This window comes from Lysinibacillus sp. BPa_S21, from assembly GCF_023337795.1.
Lineage (GTDB): Bacteria > Bacillota > Bacilli > Bacillales_A > Planococcaceae > Lysinibacillus.
The window spans coordinates 214,322-232,418 of the sequence record NZ_JALIRS010000007.1; the positions used below are offsets into that span (position 1 = coordinate 214,322).

Below are 18,097 nucleotides of genomic sequence, written 5' to 3' on the forward strand. Positions count from 1 at the left end.
ACCTGTAAATATAAATTTGGAGGGTTAGTTTAAATTAGCAAAAATAAAAGAACCAACTCTCAAAAAGTTGATTCTTTAGTTATCCTCTAATTTTCGATGTTGAAATCTTGCCGCTTTTTTTCTATTTCCACATATTTTCATGGAACACCATTTACGTCTCCCATTCACATCTATAAACAATAGAACACACTCTGGATTTGAGCATCTCTTGAGAAAAGTAAGTTTATTTTCTTCGATTAAACTTAATACATCAAAAGCAATTATTGATAAAAGTACATCCTCAATCTCTCCAATCGGGAAAGGGATTAATTTATGTTCTGTCAGTTTATATGTAAAAGGTGCTTTTTCAATTTTCTTTTCTAGAAAAGTGATAAAACTATTCGAAATGTGATGTTGTTCTGCAATGGCTTCAAATTCTTTTCTTATAACCTTCCGCATTTCTAAAATATTTGATGTTACTTGGCTCAATCGTTCCTTAATTTTTATAAACAGTGGCTCATTCCAAAACGAATTATCTTCTTTTACCGCATAGAGCCAATCCAATATATCTTCATCATTGATAAATAGATCATATCGTTGTCCCCATCTTACTACCTCAGTATTTACTAAATCTAATGAAATATTTCCCGATAAGAGTGGGAATTTATTTGTTTCTTGCATACGATTCTCGCTCATTTCATTGTTAAATTTTTCAACCACTTAAGCGATTAAAAATAAGTTATATGTTAATTATATTTTATTTAACCCAAAAAATAAAAAATGCTCCTTTAGGAATTAAACATAGGCAGTTCGCCTTTGTTTTAAACTAACATTCAGCACAATGATTCCCCATTGTCGCGCAGAAACACTAAACACCGAAGGCCGTCCCCATTACGATAAAAATGAACGGTATATCTATTTTGATTAACGTTCCAAATCTAACATAACCATTCTCTTTTTTCTTTAATAATTGAGCTTGCTTCCCAATAGTTACTACCTCAGAGCTATCAACAAATTTATTTGTATACAGAGTTTTAATTTTCTAACCTTAAATACAAAAAAACGCCCTAATTTTTAGGACGGGATTAAAATTATTGATATAAAATACTTAACTATTTTAGGACTCTTAGAAAAATGGATCAACATTTAAGAATGCTGATCTATTTCCCCTCCTGCCTTTTTCAAAGCTCTTTGAAGTTGATAAATTTTCATCATACTAATTAATCCAACTAATAGGGCTCCCAATAAGACTGAACCAATAATGACGAGGATTAATGGCCATTCAGCTTTTCCAAATAAATAATTAACTGTTACCTGGTCAACATTGATCACTGAAAAAATCGCGATAATTAAGACCACAATTATTGCTAATATTAAGTTCCATTGCCTTTTCATAATCCACCTCATTCTTTGTTATTTAATTAATCTACCTTCACTATTATAGAATCCGGATTGGCTTAGGACAATCACTATTTCTTTGTAAGGAAATACCCTCTTTTAAACGATTCTAATCTTTATTACCATGAAACATCCAAATTTAAAAAAGCATCCGTTCGCTTCTTTTATTCTCAGCGAACGGATGTGAATTGCTAGTATTTAAACCATTGTTTTTGCCAAATGACTTTATTATAACGCTCCATACCGGCAACTATTCATTCCTTCGTTTACGTTTGAGAATAGGTCGCTGATTTTGACAACCACTACTTTTGGTGAAGAATCGATTTTACAACTCTATTACATTAAAATGCTATGCTAATGATGAGGTGATTCTAGTGGCAACCATTTTAATTGTCGAAGATGAAATTCCAATCAATGAGCTTATTAAAAGAAATCTCCAATCAGTTGGACATAGATGTATTTCTGCTTTTGATGGAATGGAAGCGATTGATGAGCTTGCACAGCAAAAAATAGATCTTGTATTGTTGGATATTATGCTTCCAGAGATTGATGGATATGAGGTATTTCAGCAGATTCACGGGACCCCTACTATTTTTTTAACAGCTCGAAGCAGTCTGTCAGATAAGGTAAAGGGGCTGACTCTCGGAGCTGACGATTATCTTGTTAAGCCATTTGATATGCTGGAGCTGTTGGCGCGAGTAGAAGCATTATTAAGACGCACGAACAAAGAAACAAGAAATTTTAAATTAGATGGTGTGGAAGTCGATTTTAAAAGCAGACAAGTATTCCTTCATAAAAATCTAGTTGAATGTACACCGAGGGAATTTGATTTGCTGGAGGTATTGGTAAATAACCGCAATATTGCATTATCACGAGACAAGCTACTTGAGCTTGCTTGGGGCTATGATTATATAGGGGATACAAGAACAGTAGATGTTCATATTCAAAAGCTAAGAAAGAAATTAAAACTGGAATCAAGAATTAAAACTGTCTATAAAATGGGCTATCGTTTGGAAGTGTAAATATGAAAATAAAGACTTTTTTATTCACATTTATCCTTTTTCTTTTATTTTTTTACAGCGGAATTTTACTCATTTCATCAATGACGCTTATAAACAATCTAGAAAGTTCTAAAGATCGCAGTCTACGAGAGCATTATTTTATCGCAACGTCGTATGCAAAGGATTTAAACGCATTAGAAAATAGAGATGTTTCTATCGATAGTGGAGTGGAGTCTCTTTATCGCTCTTATTTTAATTTTTATAGCAAACAAAAAGTGATATTGACTATTTCAAAGGAGAACAAGCGTCTGTATGCAAATTTAACAGAAGAGTCTTACAATCTTCCTGAAATTTCCGAAAATATTAAAGTGAGTGAAAGGCTCGTTTCAATTGAAAAGCTCGAAGATAAGGACTACGTCAGAGTGGTTGGTACTCTGCCAGCACCATATGATTCCTATACACTTGCCTATTATTATAATGTATCTGACGTTATTTCTTCATGGTACAAAATGACGGTTACGCTGTTTTTGATTGGGATGCTTATTTGTGGATTGCTTGCAGTATGTTTATTATTTGTACTAAACCGTGTGTTTAAGCCATTGCAGCTCATTTCGTCTACTTCTAAAAGTATTGCAAATGGACAATATGGAAATCGAATTGAGGTTAAAGGAGATGATGAACTCGCTGAAATGGCTCAGAGTTTCAATCATATGGCTGAAGAAATTCAAAGTCAGATGCAGCAACTGGCTATTGCGGCGGAACAGAAGCAGCAGTTTGTAGATAACTTAGCCCACGAACTTAGAACACCCTTAACATCGATTTATGGCTATGCAGAATATATTCAGAAGATCGTTCGTACTGAAGAAGATAGGATATTTGCAACAAATTATATTATGTCTGAATGCCGCAGATTGCAAAATATTTCCGTTTTATTATTAGAGATGGCAACTCTTCGCACAAGCGAAAGTGAACGAAAAAAAATTGAAATGAGCGAGCTAATTCGTGATGTTGAGCAATCTTTATCTATGAAAGCAAAGGAAAAACAAATTGAGATTTCCTATGAGCATCATTTTAATACACTGTTTTGTGACGCAGATCTCATGCATATTCTGCTAGTTAATTTAATCGATAATGCACTCAAAGCTTCTAGTTCAGGTGGATTGATTACACTAAATGCATATATAGAGAATGAACATAAGGTAATTGTCGTTCAAGATAATGGAAAAGGAATGTCAAAGGAGCATCTTAATCATATAACAGAAGCATTTTACCGAGTAGACTCTTCTCGAAGTCGCTCTGCTGGAGGTGCAGGATTAGGTTTAACGCTTTGTAAGCAAATTGCAGTTAACCATCATGCAGAGTTAAGTTTTTCATCGGAAATCGGGAAGGGAACAACAGCCAAATTAACTTTTACAAGTTAATAATAAGTTCATGATAGTTTGATAACCTACTGTTTATACAATTATAACTGTGATCACACTTATTAAAATGAAAAGGAGATTGAATATGGCTAAAAAAAGTGAAATGAAAAATCTTGTACTTGGAACTGTAGGAGCATTAGCTATGACGACAATGGTCTTTAGTGGTATTAATCACACAGTTAAGGCAGCAGAACTTGGTAAAACGCAGACGGTCCCTACTAGCTACAATGTTTCTTATGCAGAAATCGGAAGTAAAAGCGTACCGCAAGATTATGTGAAGAAAGATTATAAAGTAAAGTTAGTTGGAGAAGACAAACCGACAGTAAACGACATGAAGATGAAAGAGGCAGCAGAGCTTGCGAGTCAAAATCTGTGGAAGGTTTTCAAACTTGATTTAAATGGTAAAACAGTGGAAATGACATATAACCCAGTAAATAATGAGACACAGCAACGTGCTACATGGGAAGCCAACATTAAAATCAATGATATGCTGTCATATGCCTTTCAATTAGATGCAGTAACAGGTGAAAATCATTTGATAGCAAAGTGGGTTTACCATAAAGCGAAAATTAATGCAGGCATGGATAAAAATCTATTAAAGAATAATCAGGAATATCAAATTTTAGCAAAAGAGGCAGTAGAAAAATATCAATTATTATCTGGTAAAATAACAGCTGTTGAGTATAGCGGACAAGGGTACTCAGAAGATAGACAAGGAGGTAAAAATGCGGACATTTCCTTCCGTGTAAAGTCTGATAAAGGTGAAGCTGTGCAAATCAGTTTCTCTAGACATAATAAAGAACTTCTTCAAGTGGGCTATGATAGCTGGATGAAGGAAACTGAGCGACATGAAAAGAAAATAGAACAAGAATTAAAAGAACTCAATAAATCGGATTTAACTATTACAAATGAGCAGCTAAAGAAATCTGAAGAAGAAGGACCGGTTCTCTTAGAAATGAGAAACTAATTGACATAGTTTAAATAAAGGAAAACGTTTTATAGAAAGATAATAATAGTAGTGCTATCGTAATTTGATATAAATACGATAGCACTATAAGATTTTAATGTTATTACCTATTATTCAGAAAAATAGTTTAATTATGATCCATTACCAAAAAGAGCCTTTACTACGTAGAATGTAGTAAGGCTCTTTTCTTTTTTAATCAAAATTCAATACTCAACATAAATAGCGTATTATTCAACAGTCACCGATTTAGCCAAGTTACGTGGTTTATCCACATCACAGCGGCGGTGTAGTGCTGCGTAGTAACTAATTAATTGTAATGGCACTACCGATACAAGTGGTGTTAGGTATTCATGAACTTGAGGGATTACTAAACGGTCACCGTCTTCATCTACGCCAGCCATAGCAATAATGCATGGGTATGCTCCACGTGCAGCTACCTCTTTGACGTTACCACGGATGTTCAATCCTACTTCTGCTTGTGTAACTAGGGCAAACACTGGTGTACCTTCTTCGATTAAGGCAATTGTACCGTGTTTTAGCTCGCCACCTGCGAAGCCTTCTGCTTGGATGTAAGAGATTTCTTTTAACTTTAAGGCACCTTCAAGGCTTACATAGAAGTCTATGTTACGGCCGATGAAGAATGCGTTGCGTGCGATTTTTAAGTAATCCTCTGCGATATCCTCTAATACATCTTTTGAATCGATAATTGTTTGGATACCATTTGCTGCAATCGCAAGTTCTTGTTTTAAATCAAATTCTAAGCCTTTGCCATTAGCTTTCGCCGTTACATATGCTGTTACAGCAAGTACAGCTACTTGCGCTACATATGCTTTTGTAGAAGCTACTGCAATTTCTGGACCTGCATGTAATAACAGTGTATGGTCCGCTTCACGTGATAGCGTAGAACCAGGTACGTTTGTAATTGTTAATGTTGGATAACCAAGCTCTTTAATTTTCACAAGTACTTGACGACTATCTGCTGTTTCACCTGATTGTGTAATAAAGATAAACAATGGTTTTTCTGAAAGTAATGGCATATTGTAGCCGAACTCACTTGAAATATGAACTTCTACTGGGATACCAGCCATTTTTTCGAAATATTGCTTACCGATTAAGCCTGCATGATAGCTTGTGCCGGCTGCAATAATATATAGACGGTCTGCCGCTTGTAATGCTTTTAAAATATCAGCATCAATTGTTAATTCGCCATTCTCACCTTCGTATGCTTGAATGATTTTACGAATAACTGTTGGCTGCTCATCCATTTCTTTTAACATATAGTGAGGGTAAGTACCTTTTTCAATATCGCTCATATCAAGCTCTGCTGTGTATGGTGCACGCTCTACTAATGAACCGTCTAACTTTGTAATTTCAACGCTAGCCTTGTGTACGATTACGACTTCTTTATCGTGTAGCTCTACATATTGATCTGTTACTTGTAGCATCGCCATCGCATCTGAAGCTACAACATTAAAGCCTTCACCAATACCTACTAAAAGTGGAGATTTGTTTTTCGCAACGAAAATTGTATCAGCCGCTTCAGCATCTAAAAGAGCTAATGCGTAAGAGCCGTGTAATAAAGATAACGTTTTACGGAACGCTTCAGCCGTGCTTAAACCTTCTTTCACAAATAGCTCAACTAATTGCACGATGACTTCTGTGTCTGTATCAGATTTCATCGGAATACCTTTTAAATAAGTTTTTTGTAATAAATGATAGTTTTCAATAACTCCGTTGTGTACTAGCGTAAAACGACCTGATGCACTTTGATGAGGGTGTGCATTTAAGCGATTTGGTACACCATGAGTTGCCCAACGTGTATGACCAATACCCACTTTTGCAGCAACGTCCTCGTCCACTGCCTCACGTAAATCTGCAATACGTCCCTTTTCTTTGAAGACTGTTACACCCTCTTCGTTACGCACTGCAATACCTGCTGAGTCATAGCCACGGTACTCTAGTTTCTCTAAACCTTTTAATAAGATTTCCTTTGCATCTGTTTCACCAATATATCCTACAATTCCACACATAAATTTCTTATCCTCCGATATCGTCAATTTGACGCAATGACAAACTAGACCTCAACCTATCGAAATTTTTGTGAATGTAACTGCTTTGCTAATGAAAATTAGCATGCCATACATGCACAGTGTTAACACTCATTCAGTCATCTGAATAGTAACCATTCGATACGTGAGGTTTCTCTATTTATCTATTGCTTTAACTATACCTTCTCCATTTTCTGTACATTCAATCACTCAAATGCTTTCAAAATGGAAAGTGACAATCGGGTATGTCGATCGGGAGGCATCCGCCGAATTCTCGATAAACCTCCACCTCGTCTGCTGAAGATAGTTTCGTCCAATTTCTTCAGCTCAGGCGCTATAATTGTTTTCCGATTTTGCGCTTTTCTTCCCTCCTTATGCGCTCTCGTTAAATGATAAGGTCGGACCTCATATTCAACTTCTCCATCATACTCAATCATATGCTGTACGTCAAATTTTCGTTATAAAAAACACCTATTTATCCTACTTTTTAATGACAAAAAGTAGACAAACTATCTGCTATAAAACAATATTTTGAAATTCCCAATAAAAATATGATGCAATCTTCCTTGGGTTAGCAACACGGTTATCCCATTTTTTTATCACTTGACAAAGTCACTACTTAGCAATACTATATACAGTACTTAGCAACACTTAGTACAGGTAAAGCTAAGCCCGGGGGTGAGTTCATGGATAATCTGAGTGAAATGCTCAAAGGAGTTTTAGAAGGTATTGTATTAGAAATTATTAGCCGTGGTGAAATCTATGGTTATGAGATTGTCAAACATCTCACGCAAATGGGGTTCGAGGGCATAGCTGAGGGAACTGTTTATGCGTTACTTATGCGGTTAGAAAGAAATCGTCTTGTCAATATTGTCAAAAAGCCATCTGAAATGGGTCCACCAAGAAAATTCTATACGCTTAATGAACAAGGGAAAGAGAAACTGATGTCCTTCTGGGCTAAATGGGATTTTTTAAGTAGTCGTATTGAAATTTTAAGAGATAATGGAGGGAACAAACATGAGCTTTAGTCGTGAAATACAGGATAGAATGAATCGTTTTGCGAAAGAACAATCTCAGAATTATTTGCAGGACGCTGAAATGACTTATATTGAAAAGCTGCGAAAAAAAAGTGGGCAAACTAAACGTAAGGTCGACAAGCACCTTTCCAAATTTAAAGGGCGTTCCGATCAGGGGCGAGAAGCGCAAGACGACATGATACTCTATATGAGTGATTATATGAATGATTTAATGTCACAGGGGTTAACGGAGCAGGAAGCTTTTAATAAGGCCAGTGAGGAATTGCAATTCGCCAGTAACTCTGAGCAATCAGAGGATTTAAATGAGCGCTTCAAGCAATATTACGAAAATCGTGATCCCGCAGATTATGAGGCAATCGGGTTGTTTTATGGCGGCTTCCTGTTTTTAGGATTAGGTATCGGAGGATTAACTGGTTTTCTAACTGGCGGTGGCTACGAAGCTTTTTTAGATAAAGGCTGGATCGACACTGCAATCGGTGCCGGTGTTGGCATTATCATTGGTATCGGACTTGGGCAAATTACCAATGCTATTATAGCGTTAAAAAAGAAGTAATTTATAGATAAAAGGCACAGGTAAATTCACTTGTGCCTTTTAAACTTAGCCTTCTTCATTCTCTAATAATTTCACAATTTCCCGATTAAATGCTGGTAGATCCTCTGGTGTACGACTTGTTACTAATTGTTTTTGACAAACAAACACTTCCTCGTCATGGAATATTGCACCTGCATTTTCTAAATCTACTCGAATCGATTTGTAGCCAGTTGCGTCACGACCATTTAATGTTTTTGCTGTAATGAGTAATTGAGGACCATGACAAATAGCAAAGGTTGGCTTCATCTCATCCATAAATTCTTTGACAAATGCCACAATACGATCATCTACACGTAGTATATCAGGAGAAAAACCGCCTGGGATGAATAATGCATCGAATTCAGAAGCATTTACCTCATCGATATCTTTATCGATTTTTACTTTCTCTCCATGCTTACCTTCTACCTCAATGCCTGCCGTCGTATCAATCGTTATTAGTTCATGACCTGCCGCTTCTAATGCTCCTTTAGGACTTGTATATTCAGCGTCCTCAAACATATTGGTAATCACTGTAGCAATTTTAGCCATTGCGATTCAACACTCCTTGTAATTGTGACTCTGTACTACTGTTCCCATTCGTTTCAAAAACATTCATTTCGTCGGTGAGCTTTCAATATTTAAAGAACAAAGGAGTCTATCCACGACTTTCGCTTTTATCCATTCTAATAAAAAAACTCGACCTCCTTTCAAAGGAAATCGAGTTGATCATTATCGCCTTGGCGTAATTGTAGTTATTCTGTTAAGCCCATTTCAGCACGGACTACATCTGCAATACGCTCTACGTAACGCTCGCAGTCCCCTTCTGTAGCTGCTTCCACCATTACTCGTACAAGTGGCTCAGTACCAGATGGACGCACTAACACGCGACCGTTACCAGCCATATCTGCTTCTACCTCAGCAATCACTGCAGCAACTTTTGCATTTTCCGTCACAGCATGCTTGTCTGTTACACGTACGTTCACTAAACGTTGTGGGAAGATTTTCATTTCAGCAGCAAGCTCTGACAGTTTTTTACCTGTAGCTTTCATAATGTTAACAAGCTGAATACCTGTTAATAAGCCATCACCAGTTGTGTTAAAGTCTAGGAAAACAATATGACCCGATTGCTCGCCGCCTAGATTATAATCATTGGCACGCATTTCTTCCACGACATAACGATCACCTACAGCTGTCTGTACACTATGCATTTCGTTATCTTCAACAGCTTTATAGAAGCCCATATTACTCATAACCGTTGAAACGATTGTTTGCTTTTTCAAGCGACCAACTGTATTTAAATGCTTACCAATGATGAACATAATTTGATCACCATCAACAATTTTACCGTTTTCATCTACTGCGATTAAACGGTCACCATCGCCATCGAATGCTAAACCAACATCAGCACCCTTTTCTGCTACAAATTTAGCTAATTCCTCTGGATGTGTTGAACCGACACCGTCATTAATATTTAAGCCTGTTGGTGAAGCACCCATCGTTGAGATATCCGCTTCTAAATCCGCAAATAAGTGTGTAGCTAGTGAAGACGTAGCGCCATGTGCACAATCTAATGCTACGTGGATGCCATCAAATTCTTCAGTCACTGTTTGTTTTAAGTATTGAATATATTTTTGACCACCCTCGAAGTAGTCGCTTACAGAACCTAAATCTGCTCCGATTGGACGCGGCAATGTATCTTCTTGTGCATCTAATATTGCTTCGATTTCGGCTTCTTGCGCATCTGTTAGCTTAAAGCCATCAGGACCGAAAAATTTAATACCATTGTCAGCCACTGGGTTATGTGATGCTGAAATCATAACGCCTGCATTTGCGCTCATAATTCGAGTAAGGTAAGCCACACCTGGTGTTGAAATAACACCAAGACGCATTACCTCTACGCCGATCGATAAAAGACCAGCTACAAGTGCACCTTCAAGCATTTCACCTGAAATACGTGTGTCGCGACCGATTAAAACCTTTGGACGGTCAGTTGCATCCTTCGTTAAAACGTAGCCACCTACGCGGCCAAGCTTAAATGCAAACTCCGGTGTTAATTCACTATTCGCGACGCCACGGACGCCATCTGTTCCAAAATATTTACCCATTTTAATTATTCTCTCCTTCAATGCAAGACGGTTGTCACGCTTGTCTACAACGACAACTAGACCGCTCATCTGCTTACTTTTGGAAAAGTCTATTTTCGTTCATTCTCTGGTAACTATTAATTATGCCCCTATGTAAATTTATCTGAACTAGTAAAACAGCGCAGATAAATTGGCTAGAGTATTTTGATTTTAGCCTGGGCAACTTTTCTCGTACTGTTTCAAATCTGAAAATGAATAACCTTACCGATAGAGAACGAACTCTCTACTGAATCAAAATAAAATTATAGTCAGTTATTGTTTAAGAATCAATATCTTCTGTTTTCTCCGCAGGCGGCGTGTCGTCCTCAGAAGGCGTTTTCGATTCCTCCGAAGTTGGCGGAGGAGTAGGTGGAGGTGCAGGAGTGGTAGTTGTTGTTGTTGTTGTCGTTGTTGTTTTTTCCTGCTCTACCTTCGTAATATCCGCTTTCACTTTAATTTTTGAATCAGATATTTTTGTCACACCTTCTGGCAATTTCACTTCAAATTCATAAGTTTTTGATTCTGTAATTTTTGATAAATCAACCTCTAATGGTATTGCAGTTAAAGCATCTATGATAGATTTTTTACCGTATACTCTCACCTTTGTAGGACTAATTGTTAATTGGTTGACGGTAATACTATTCGCCGCTTTCCCTATTTCCTTAAGCACAACAGGCAATTCTCTACTGTAAGCTCCAATATCTACTTGTACCTTCACCGTTGCCGGTTCAATTGTCACATCTAACTTATTTAAATCGCGATCTAATACTTTAACCTCCGCTACTTGTGAGAACGGTTCTCTTAAGCCTTGTTCACCCGTAACAGTAGCTTTTACATAACTAATGTTTTCAATGGCACTTTTGGCACCTGTAACATACACCGTAGCTGGATTAGAAGACATGCTATTTAAAATATATCCTTCTTCAATTAAACGCGTATTTAGCTCAGGGTCAACACGAAACTCCTGCGTGACTTTTTCCTCAATGTTTACCTTAATAGTTGCTGGGTCTAATGTAACTTGTAACTTATCCGAAATATTTTCGTATTGTAGTCTAACATTATGCTCACCTATGAGTAATTTACTCAAATCCGCAAATATAGAAAAATCTCTAGAAGTTTGAGCTTTTAAAGCGAGTGGCGTTGGACCTTTTATCGTAACGTTCACCGTCTTTGGTATCCCTGTTACAATAAGATTCTTATCGTCATAAAAAACATCTACTGGCACATCGCGAATTACTACTGTTTGCTCATTCAATATTGATTTATTTTTAGGAGATAATTCGGTACGAACAGAGAAAAATAACAAAAAGGCTAGAAATAGTGCAACGATTCGTAAAACCCAAGGGCTATCCATCATTTTATCCATTCTTTTTCCCCCTCCAAGTTAACTTAGAGGCTGCATCTGACTCCTGTGCTAATCCGAACCACATTTTACGTAACAGTTCTTCGAATTCCTCTAGAGAAAGATTTCGATGAAGATTACCATTCATTGTAAGACTAATGGCACCGGTTTCTTCCGATACAACAATAGTAATGGCATCTGTCACTTCACTTAAGCCGAGTGCAGCTCGATGGCGCGTCCCAAGCTCTTTAGAGATAAACGGACTCTCAGAAAGCGGTAAATAACAAGCCGCTGCTGAGATTTTATCTTTCTGCATAATAACTGCTCCATCATGCAGTGGCGTATTCGGTATAAAAATGTTGATAAGTAGCTCCGATGATATCTCAGCATTTAGTCCTATGCCCGTTTCTATATATTCATTTAGACCAGTTTCTTTTTCAATAGAAATTAACGCCCCTATACGACGTTTGGCCATATAACTAACTGATTTCTTCATCGCCTCAATAAGCCTTGTCTGTTCTTCCTCAACTTGATTAATTGAACGTTGGAATAACTTCCCTCTACCAATTTGTTCAAGACCACGTCTTATTTCCGGTTGGAAAATGATAATAATCGCCAAGAAACCGAAATCGATAACTTGTTGTAACATCCATCCTAACGTTTCTAACCCTAAAAACTCTGTAGCAAGGCGCGCAATAATAATTACGAAAATTCCCTTTAATAATTGGACAGCCTTCGTACCTTTAATGAGGGTTAAAATTTTATAAACAACGTACCATACGAGCAGTACATCTAATAAGTTAATAACAATATTCACAGGTGTTAAATTAGCGAAATGTTCGATAATTTGCACGTGGCATCCCCCACTTTTCATTGCGAATCCATACACATTTAAGTATAGCACATTCTTATCAAATGTAACTTTTTTCAATTAAAAAGTCTACTCAAAAGAGTAGACCGTTCAGCCTCTCACGTGCACTATCTATTAGGACGTATAGAGTGTTATTTAGTTGCTTGTTTCTCCTCGAATGTCACAGCAGACTTAACTGAATTTTTAATCGTATACCAGAGCCATTCGAATACTTCGTCAATTTCTTCTATTTTTCCTGAAACAACTGCCGAAGATGCCATATACTGTCCGTTAATAACGGTAACATTGCCATCCACTTCACCCTCAACAATTAAATCACCATTTTTAACAACAATGTCGCCCTTTACAACTTCTCCCTCTGGCACAATAACCGTTTGACCTTCAACAACTAGGTTCGGTTGTTTAGTCACAGAGAAATGTTGGTCATCCATAAAACTACCTAGTAAAGTTGCACTCATAAATAAACAAAACACTGCTGCTGCCACAAAGAGTGGATGTCGGCGAATCCACTTCTGCATACCTACACGACTTTTAGGTTTCGGTAAACGAGCCATCACAGCTTCTTCAAAACGCGGAGGTGGTGTAATGTGGGAAGCACTCTTCACAAAGGCGATTGTTTCACTTAATTCCTGCATCAACTGTTTACAATCACTGCATGTATGCAAATGTCGTTTTAACTCTTGCTCATGCTCACGACTAATGTCACCATCTAAATAATCATGGATATAGTCTATTATATGCTCTGGACAAGTATTCATGACGCTTCCCCTCCTACAGATTGTTTAATTGCTTACGTAATGCTTCACGTCCGCGGTGAATCCTCGTTTTCACCGTTCCAAGAGGCATATCTAAAATCTCGCTAATTTCTTGTAATGATAATTCTTCAATATATTTCAATACTATAACTGAACGGTATTTATCCGGCAAACGTCCAATCTCATATTGAATGCGATCTTGCAGTTCCAGTTTCTCTATCTGTTCCTCTGGTAGCTGGTCATCTGCTGCGATCTGCGAATACATATCAAGCCCTTCTGTACCAGCTACTTCCGCATCTAAATAGTAATCCGGCTTTTTCTTCCGGATACGGTCTATACAAAGGTTTGTCGCTATGCGATAAAGCCACGTCGAAAATTTTCTTTTCTGATCAAAAGTATGCAAGTTCATATAGGCACGAACAAATGCCTCTTGTGCAATGTCCTCAGATTCTTGCTTGTTCCCCAACATCCTATAGCATACTTGATACAGTTTGTGCTGATAGAGACTCACAATATCTGCAAATGCGTTTTGATCGCCTTTAAGCACTTGTTTTATTTTCTTGTTTACTAACGCATCCATTGTGTCGATTTCTCCACCTTTACAACTGTCTTATACTATACGACCCATCGATAAGAAAAGTTTCATTTTGTTATTAATTATAACAAAAGATTTTTATACAATGTGGCAATAGGTAATTTTTTGTCAAATTTCTTTAAACGAGCGTTTCTCCAAATAAAGATCCCATCAATGCTACTGCAACATCAGCTGTTCTATTCTTTTCATCTAAAATCGGATTAACCTCAACGAATTCAGCAGATGTTAGCATACCTGATTCCTGAAGCATTTCCATCGCCAAATGGCTTTCTCGATACGTAATACCACCAGGTACAGGTGTCCCAACTCCAGGAGTATAAAGAGGATCTAACCCATCTAAATCAAGTGATAAATGCAAACCATCTATATTGCGCTCTCTTAAATAGGCAAGTGCATCTTCCATTACTCTTGTCATTCCAAGACGATCTACCTCGTGCATTGTATACACCTTAATCCCTTGCTGTCTAATTAATTCACGTTCTCCTGGGTCTACAGAACGTGCTCCAATAATAATGACGTTTTCAGGTTTAATTTTCGGTACATCATTACGAATTTTCACTAACCGTTCATGTCCAAGTCCAATGCTAACAGCTAGCGGCATACCATGTATATTACCAGACGGTGTCGTATCAGGTGTATTTAGGTCCGCATGCGCATCAAACCAAATAACGCCTAAATTTTTATAATGCTCACCAAGCCCTGCAAGTGTACCAATAGCAATACTATGGTCGCCACCAAGTACAAGCGGAAACGCCTTGTGCTCAATCGCTTCATTTACACTATTAGCCAAGGATGTACTTACATCAATAACTTCCTCTAAATTAAGTAGTTGTTTATCAACAACAGTACCTTCTATTTTTTGACTAACACGTATATCCCCTTGATCATGTACTGCATGTCCGATTGCCTCTAAGCGCTCCACAACACCTGCGTAACGAATAGCACTTGGCCCCATATCTACCCCTCTACGAGTTTGCCCATAATCAGTCGGTACTCCAATAATAGCAATATTTAGTTTATTCATTTTTTCATACCCCCTTTAAGTTGTAAGACTATTGTAAAGCCTATATCCTACCTGGCTCAACTCAACATTTTCGTGAATATTTATACAATTAAAAAAGGTATAAAAAAATCTCCTGCTGTTTTCAGCAAGAGATTAGTATCTGTAGTTAATGTTACACTTTTGAATATACTTTATTCTATAAAAGTGAGCCATGAAGGACTCGAACCTTCGACCCTCTGATTAAAAGTCAGATGCTCTACCAACTGAGCTAATGGCTCAAAATAAAAATGGCTGGGGTACTAGGATTCGAACCTAGGCATGACGGAATCAAAATCCGTTGCCTTACCGCTTGGCTATACCCCAATCATTAAAATAAAACTGGTGGAGGGGGACGGATTCGAACCGCCGAACCCTAAGGAGCGGATTTACAGTCCGCCGCGTTTAGCCACTTCGCTACCCCTCCGAAATAACACATTATGGTGGAGGATGACGGGCTCGAACCGCCGACCCTCTGCTTGTAAGGCAGATGCTCTCCCAGCTGAGCTAATCCTCCATAAAAACAGGTGTTCATTTCTTCACAGTTTATTTTCTTTTTAAGCCTTTGCATTACTACAATGCTTTAAAAATGGTGACCCCTACGGGATTCGAACCCGTGTTACCGCCGTGAAAGGGCGGTGTCTTAACCACTTGACCAAGGGGCCATTTTTTAAATGTCTTAAACAAGACAAGAATTATGATAACATTTATTACTGTTCAATGCAATACTTATTTTATAACTTTTTATATGTATAACATCAACTTTAAAAATGAGCAAAAAAATGGCTCCGAAGGCAGGACTCGAACCTGCGACAACCTGATTAACAGTCAGGTGCTACTACCAACTGAGCTACTTCGGAACAATACTATTCAATTCGGTTTTTTTAAAACCTCTTAAGTACATTTATTATTATAGCAAGCATTATAATTTATGCAATACTTTTTGTGAAAATTTTAATATTTTTTATCTAAGCATTCCTGATCATTACCTAAAAACCTAATAGTTCTCTATAAAATCTAATATTTCTATTTTATGCGTAGAATATTCTTGCTGTATATTATTGTAATTGTTAAAATGAGAATAGTTTTATGAATTTTCTATTAAATTTGTTTGGGGAGGAATGTTCACATGGCAACAAACGATTTAATTGCACCAGAATTCTATAATATTACAGAGGAATTGGAGAAATTCTCTCAAGATAGTAATCGTCAAGCAATACAATGGCTAAATGAGCAGCAGGAACGCCGGACAATTTCCTATGTTGAACTTGTTCAAAAAATGAATCAATATGCGAATGCCTTTACGAAGAAGGGGCTTCAAAAAGGAGATCGCGTATTAGTTATTATTCCACGTCTGCCTGAGGCTTATTTTGTCTTCCTTGGCTGTCTAAAGGCTGGTATTGTGCCTATTTCATGTTCAGAAATGTTACGTGCAAGTGATTTAGAATATCGTATGGAGCACTCTTCTGCAAGGGCAGTAATTGCCTATGAAACATTCACTAGTGAGGTAGATCATATTACTTCATCAGTAGATGCTTTAAAAAATAAGCTGGTTATAGGTGCTGCTACAGGTGATTGGACGTCTTTAAATGAATTGGCTAGTACGCAGCCGGATACATTTAAAGCGGCGACGACGAAAAGAGATGATATGGCATTTCTTTCTTATACATCAGGCACGACTGGTAAACCAAAAGGAGCTGTTCATTCGCACGGTTGGGGATATGCACATATTAGAACAGCTGCTTCTCAATGGCTTGGTGTACGTGAAGGTGATCTAGTTTGGGCTACAGCAGCTCCAGGATGGCAAAAATGGATTTGGAGCCCATTTTTATCGACGATCATGTTAGGCGCAACTGCATTTGTATACCACGGAGGATTTGATGCAAAAACATACCTTCAACTGCTTCAAGATGAAAAGGTCAATGTATTATGCTGTACTCCAACGGAATATCGAATTATGGCGAAGATTGATAATTTAAAAGACTATAATCTTTCTTCACTACGTAGCGCTGTTTCGGCTGGTGAACCATTAAATCGCCCAGTCATCGAAGCATTTATGAATAACTTCGGACTCAAAGTTCGCGATGGCTATGGCCAAACAGAAAATACTTTATTAATCGGCACACTTGAAAATACTGAGTTACGTCCTGGTTCAATGGGTGTTCCTACACCAGGCAATATTGTTCGCATTATAGATCATGAAGGCAACGAAGCCCCAGTTGGAGAAGTTGGAGATATTGCCGTACACAAAACATCTCCTGCTCTATTTAAAGAGTACTATCGTGAGCCTGAACGTACACAAGCTGCCTTCCGCGGTGATTGGTATATTACTGGTGACCAAGCTAAATGTGATGAAGACGGTTACTTCTGGTTTGAAGGTCGAGGAGATGACATCATTATTTCCTCAGGCTATACAATTGGGCCATTCGAGGTAGAGGATGCTTTAAATAAACATGAAGCTGTACAAGAGTGTGCTGTTGTTGCAGCTCCAGATGAAATTAGAGGACATATTGTTAAAGCCTTTGTCATCTTACGAGAAGGCTTTAGAGATCGTGATGAGGACGAGTTAACAAAAGAACTACAGGAGCACGTTAAATCATTAACAGCGCCTTATAAATATCCTCGTAGTATTGTCTTTATCGATGAGCTACCAAAAACAACTTCTGGTAAGATTCGCCGTATAGAGCTACGAGCAGCAACTGTATAAAATAAAAAAGGAGACATTTACCAATCACTTGGTTGAAATGTCTCCTTTATCTATTGCTGAAGTTTTATATTCTTTGGATATAAAAAAAGCCACTACTGAGTTTATCAGCAGCGACTTTTTGCGCCTAGCGACGTCCTACTCTCACAGGGGGAAGCCCCCAACTACCATCGGCGCTAAAGAGCTTAACTTCCGTGTTCGGTATGGGAACGGGTGTGACCTCTTTGCCATCATCACTAGACATAT

Annotated in this window: 16 protein-coding genes, 6 tRNA genes and 1 rRNA gene; 6 read left to right on the forward strand and 17 right to left on the reverse strand. The window is 37.7% G+C overall.

What is annotated here, in order from left to right:
- Positions 1–75 precede the first annotated feature (75 nt).
- Together MOK21_RS15685 and MOK21_RS15690 are read right to left on the reverse strand one after the other, a co-directional pair.
- Positions 76–660, reverse strand: coding sequence for a CGNR zinc finger domain-containing protein (locus MOK21_RS15685; RefSeq protein ID WP_249074932.1), 585 nt, complete (start codon positions 658–660; stop codon positions 76–78).
- Between the two features lie 465 nt (positions 661–1,125).
- Positions 1,126–1,374, reverse strand: a complete 249-nt coding sequence (locus tag MOK21_RS15690; protein ID WP_249074933.1) for a LapA family protein — start codon at positions 1,372–1,374, stop codon at positions 1,126–1,128.
- Between the two features lie 377 nt (positions 1,375–1,751).
- Between MOK21_RS15690 and MOK21_RS15695 the strand changes: the two genes are divergently transcribed.
- The 3 genes from MOK21_RS15695 (at position 1,752) to MOK21_RS15705 (ending at position 4,766) form a co-directional block, all read left to right on the forward strand.
- A complete protein-coding gene (locus tag MOK21_RS15695) occupies positions 1,752–2,399 on the forward strand; it encodes a response regulator transcription factor (RefSeq protein WP_249074934.1) in 648 nt (215 codons plus the stop codon).
- Between the two features lie 2 nt (positions 2,400–2,401).
- Positions 2,402–3,799 carry a sensor histidine kinase gene (locus MOK21_RS15700; RefSeq protein ID WP_249074935.1) on the forward strand — a complete coding sequence of 466 codons (1,398 nt, stop codon included), beginning with the start codon at positions 2,402–2,404 and terminating at the stop codon, positions 3,797–3,799.
- Positions 3,800–3,884: 85 nt separating this feature from the next.
- Entirely contained in the window at positions 3,885–4,766 is an 882-nt protein-coding gene (locus MOK21_RS15705; RefSeq protein WP_249074936.1) for a hypothetical protein, read from the forward strand.
- Between the two features lie 227 nt (positions 4,767–4,993).
- Here MOK21_RS15705 and glmS read toward each other — a convergent pair whose 3' ends face one another.
- Complete coding sequence (glmS, locus tag MOK21_RS15710) at positions 4,994–6,796, reverse strand: glutamine--fructose-6-phosphate transaminase (isomerizing) (protein WP_249074937.1); 1,803 nt, start codon at positions 6,794–6,796, stop codon at positions 4,994–4,996.
- A gap of 704 nt (positions 6,797–7,500) precedes the next feature.
- On the opposite strand from glmS, the gene MOK21_RS15715 reads away from it, so the two are divergent.
- Together MOK21_RS15715 and MOK21_RS15720 are read left to right on the forward strand one after the other, a co-directional pair.
- On the forward strand, positions 7,501–7,842 hold the full coding sequence (locus MOK21_RS15715; RefSeq protein WP_249074938.1) for a PadR family transcriptional regulator: 342 nt from the start codon (positions 7,501–7,503) through the stop codon (positions 7,840–7,842).
- A complete protein-coding gene (locus tag MOK21_RS15720) occupies positions 7,832–8,404 on the forward strand; it encodes a hypothetical protein (RefSeq protein WP_249074939.1) in 573 nt (190 codons plus the stop codon). Before MOK21_RS15715 ends, MOK21_RS15720 begins: the two co-directional genes overlap by 11 nt.
- Before the next feature lie 45 nt (positions 8,405–8,449).
- On the opposite strand, the gene MOK21_RS15725 is transcribed toward MOK21_RS15720, so the two are convergent.
- From MOK21_RS15725 to MOK21_RS15785, 13 genes are all read right to left on the reverse strand, one after another.
- Positions 8,450–8,971 (reverse strand): type 1 glutamine amidotransferase domain-containing protein, encoded by a 522-nt coding sequence (locus MOK21_RS15725; protein ID WP_249074940.1) that lies wholly within the window; start codon positions 8,969–8,971, stop codon positions 8,450–8,452.
- A gap of 203 nt (positions 8,972–9,174) precedes the next feature.
- On the reverse strand, positions 9,175–10,527 hold the full coding sequence (gene glmM, locus MOK21_RS15730; protein WP_249074941.1) for a phosphoglucosamine mutase: 1,353 nt from the start codon (positions 10,525–10,527) through the stop codon (positions 9,175–9,177).
- Between the two features lie 298 nt (positions 10,528–10,825).
- The gene (locus tag MOK21_RS15735; RefSeq protein WP_249074942.1) at positions 10,826–11,911 is read right to left on the reverse strand and encodes a CdaR family protein; all 1,086 of its coding nucleotides are present in this window, start codon (positions 11,909–11,911) and stop codon (positions 10,826–10,828) included.
- Positions 11,904–12,740, reverse strand: a complete 837-nt coding sequence (gene cdaA / locus MOK21_RS15740) for a diadenylate cyclase CdaA (protein WP_249074943.1) — start codon at positions 12,738–12,740, stop codon at positions 11,904–11,906. The genes MOK21_RS15735 and cdaA overlap by 8 nt, the downstream gene beginning before the upstream one ends.
- A gap of 149 nt (positions 12,741–12,889) precedes the next feature.
- Positions 12,890–13,516, reverse strand: a complete 627-nt coding sequence (locus MOK21_RS15745) for an anti-sigma factor family protein (RefSeq protein WP_249074944.1) — start codon at positions 13,514–13,516, stop codon at positions 12,890–12,892.
- A 13-nt stretch (positions 13,517–13,529) separates the two neighbouring features.
- Complete coding sequence (sigW, locus tag MOK21_RS15750) at positions 13,530–14,093, reverse strand: RNA polymerase sigma factor SigW (RefSeq protein WP_249074945.1); 564 nt, start codon at positions 14,091–14,093, stop codon at positions 13,530–13,532.
- A 133-nt stretch (positions 14,094–14,226) separates the two neighbouring features.
- Entirely contained in the window at positions 14,227–15,132 is a 906-nt protein-coding gene (gene rocF, locus MOK21_RS15755) for an arginase (protein WP_249074946.1), read from the reverse strand.
- Positions 15,133–15,316: 184 nt separating this feature from the next.
- Positions 15,317–15,389 (reverse strand) — tRNA-Lys (locus MOK21_RS15760).
- A 10-nt stretch (positions 15,390–15,399) separates the two neighbouring features.
- Positions 15,400–15,474: transfer RNA gene (locus MOK21_RS15765), tRNA-Gln, on the reverse strand.
- Positions 15,475–15,490: 16 nt separating this feature from the next.
- A tRNA-Tyr gene (locus MOK21_RS15770) sits at positions 15,491–15,574 on the reverse strand.
- Positions 15,575–15,588: 14 nt separating this feature from the next.
- A tRNA-Val gene (locus tag MOK21_RS15775) sits at positions 15,589–15,664 on the reverse strand.
- Positions 15,665–15,737: 73 nt separating this feature from the next.
- Positions 15,738–15,812, reverse strand: a tRNA-Glu gene (locus MOK21_RS15780).
- Positions 15,813–15,930: 118 nt separating this feature from the next.
- A tRNA-Asn gene (locus MOK21_RS15785) sits at positions 15,931–16,007 on the reverse strand.
- A gap of 269 nt (positions 16,008–16,276) precedes the next feature.
- On the opposite strand from MOK21_RS15785, the gene mbcS reads away from it, so the two are divergent.
- A complete protein-coding gene (gene mbcS / locus MOK21_RS15790; RefSeq protein WP_249074947.1) occupies positions 16,277–17,854 on the forward strand; it encodes an acyl-CoA synthetase MbcS in 1,578 nt (525 codons plus the stop codon).
- A 122-nt stretch (positions 17,855–17,976) separates the two neighbouring features.
- Here mbcS and rrf read toward each other — a convergent pair.
- Positions 17,977–18,092 (reverse strand): 5S ribosomal RNA (gene rrf, locus MOK21_RS15795).
- Positions 18,093–18,097 lie beyond the last annotated feature (5 nt).

Bases quoted from the DNA above. Each gene is read 5' to 3' on its own strand.
- MOK21_RS15690 (WP_249074933.1), bottom strand. From the start codon at position 1,374: ATGAAAAGGCAATGGAACTTAATATTAGCAATAATTGTGGTCTTAATT.
- MOK21_RS15715 (WP_249074938.1), top strand. From the start codon at position 7,501: ATGGATAATCTGAGTGAAATGCTCAAAGGAGTTTTAGAAGGTATTGTA.
- MOK21_RS15745 (WP_249074944.1), bottom strand. From the start codon at position 13,516: ATGAATACTTGTCCAGAGCATATAATAGACTATATCCATGATTATTTA.
- MOK21_RS15685 (WP_249074932.1), bottom strand. From the start codon at position 660: ATGCAAGAAACAAATAAATTCCCACTCTTATCGGGAAATATTTCATTA.
- MOK21_RS15720 (WP_249074939.1), top strand. From the start codon at position 7,832: ATGAGCTTTAGTCGTGAAATACAGGATAGAATGAATCGTTTTGCGAAA.
- mbcS (WP_249074947.1), top strand. From the start codon at position 16,277: ATGGCAACAAACGATTTAATTGCACCAGAATTCTATAATATTACAGAG.
- MOK21_RS15725 (WP_249074940.1), bottom strand. From the start codon at position 8,971: ATGGCTAAAATTGCTACAGTGATTACCAATATGTTTGAGGACGCTGAA.
- MOK21_RS15700 (WP_249074935.1), top strand. From the start codon at position 2,402: ATGAAAATAAAGACTTTTTTATTCACATTTATCCTTTTTCTTTTATTT.
- MOK21_RS15705 (WP_249074936.1), top strand. From the start codon at position 3,885: ATGGCTAAAAAAAGTGAAATGAAAAATCTTGTACTTGGAACTGTAGGA.
- rocF (WP_249074946.1), bottom strand. From the start codon at position 15,132: ATGAATAAACTAAATATTGCTATTATTGGAGTACCGACTGATTATGGG.
- glmS (WP_249074937.1), bottom strand. From the start codon at position 6,796: ATGTGTGGAATTGTAGGATATATTGGTGAAACAGATGCAAAGGAAATC.
- sigW (WP_249074945.1), bottom strand. From the start codon at position 14,093: ATGGATGCGTTAGTAAACAAGAAAATAAAACAAGTGCTTAAAGGCGAT.
- MOK21_RS15735 (WP_249074942.1), bottom strand. From the start codon at position 11,911: ATGGATAAAATGATGGATAGCCCTTGGGTTTTACGAATCGTTGCACTA.
- glmM (WP_249074941.1), bottom strand. From the start codon at position 10,527: ATGGGTAAATATTTTGGAACAGATGGCGTCCGTGGCGTCGCGAATAGT.